Source organism: uncultured Sunxiuqinia sp., from assembly GCF_963974515.1.
Taxonomy (GTDB): domain Bacteria; phylum Bacteroidota; class Bacteroidia; order Bacteroidales; family Prolixibacteraceae; genus Sunxiuqinia.
The window spans coordinates 1-1,768 of sequence record NZ_CAXBDD010000226.1 but is presented as its reverse complement, the minus strand read 5'-3'; the positions used below and the strand labels follow the sequence as shown (position 1 = coordinate 1,768).

Below are 1,768 nucleotides of genomic sequence, written 5' to 3'. Positions count from 1 at the left end.
GTCGTCGCCTTTCTTTTTAAACCCTGAGTTCTCCAGAGCTCAGGGTTTTTTGTTGATAAGAATATGGGGAGAATCAGTAGGATTTTAGCGGAGTCTTTTAACTTTGAAACTGCTATGTTCAAAGCCCAAAAAATCAATTGGTTTTACGCGACGCTGATTTTGTTTATGGTGTCCCTGCCATTTTCCGAAGCGCTGATCTCCATTTCGGGTGTGCTACTATTGCTGGCTTCTTTCTTCCATCGAAAGCGCCGGTCTGAACTTCTGTCCCTCACGCAGCAAAAGGAATTCCTACTCTTTAGTTCCATCTACCTGGTTTATCTGCTTGGTCTTTTGTTTACTGTCGATCAGAAGTGGGCGTTGTACGACCTTCAGAAAAACATTCCCTTTCTAATCATCCCTTTGTCGTTTATGATGGCAAAGCCTTTAAGCAAGGAGCAACTGATTAATTTGCTAAAGGTTTTTGTCGTTGCGGTCAGCCTGTCGGCTTTGACCACGATGCTTGGTTTCTATCTAAACAATGAAGCATCGGTTTTGCGGGCACAAGAGTTCGGCTTCATTGATCACATCCGCATGAGCATGCAGGTGGTATTGTCACTCATTATTCTATCCGTTTATCTTCACGTAAACTGGACGCGGGAAAAGGGCTGGCTCAAACCAACCGTGTTTGCTATGATGCTTTTTCTTTTCCTGTTTTTGCTCTGGCACCAGTCGCTTACGGGCTTACTTAGCTTTTTAGGTACAACAGTCATCGGCCTGCTGCTGTTACTGTTTCAACTCAAGAATCGGGTGAGGCAACGCGTGGTATTGGTCCTTTTGCTGGCGGTTATTTTGCTGCCCGCTGCTTACATGTATTATGCGGTCAATCGGTATTACGATGTTGATCCGGTAGTGTATGAGGAGCTTGAGACGACCACACGGAATGGAAATTCCTATCAGCATGATTTGGATGATCAACGGCTTGAAAACGGGCATTACGTAGGTTTGTACTGGAGCGAGCAGGAGATGAAAGCCGCCTGGAATGCACGGGCAAGTTTGAAATACGACGACCACGATCAGCACGGCCACCGCGTAAAACAAACATTGGCACGTTACCTAACCTCCAAAAACCTGCGCAAAGATGCCGACGGGGTGAATCAGCTGTCCAAAGCAGATATCGGCAACATTGAAGCCGGAATCAGCAATTACCTGCTGGCCCGAAAAGGCTTATCGCTTTATCCTCGGGTTTATGTCAGTATTTGGGAGCTCGATACCTATCTGAAAACCGGCCATGCCAATCACAAGTCGTTGGCTCAGCGCATTGAATACACCAAAGCTGCCTTGACCATCATTCGCGGGCATTTTTGGTTTGGCGTGGGAGCCGGCGATTGGAAACAGGCTTACCATGACGCTTATCAGGAAATCCAATCGCAAATGGATCCGGCACAATATGCCGACGCGCACAACCAATATCTGAATTACATGGTTAAGTTCGGACTGGTGGGCTTGGTCTGGATTTTGTTTGCCATCGGTTACCCCCTTGTGAGTACCAAGTCCTATCGCCAACCAATTTTCTTCCTCTTTCTGGTTAGTCTGTTGCTTGCAAACCTTGGCGATTCCAATTTCGAAACCCATGTCGGAGGCAGTTTCTTCGTGTTATTCTACTGCTTGTTTATCGCTTCCGGAAAAGACGCTGAATATTTTGGTGCTGTCAGCAAATCGTTGAACGGTGACTGCAAATAATCGACCTGTACCTCTAAATAATTCCACCAAAAGTTTAAACTTGAAGAGA

1 protein-coding gene is annotated in these 1,768 nt (G+C 46.2%); it reads left to right on the top strand.

Translation table 11 applies throughout. The annotated features are described in order from the left end of the window. The first annotated feature begins 114 nt into the window (after positions 1-114). The gene (locus AAC033_RS19130) at positions 115-1,719 is read left to right on the top strand and encodes an O-antigen ligase family protein (RefSeq protein ID WP_339741193.1); all 1,605 of its coding nucleotides are present in this window, start codon (positions 115-117) and stop codon (positions 1,717-1,719) included. The last annotated feature ends 49 nt before the right edge of the window (positions 1,720-1,768 follow it).

What these genes read in the sequence shown, in the direction of transcription:
- AAC033_RS19130 (WP_339741193.1), top strand. Translation starts at nt 115, where the DNA reads ATGTTCAAAGCCCAAAAAATCAATTGGTTTTACGCGACGCTGATTTTG.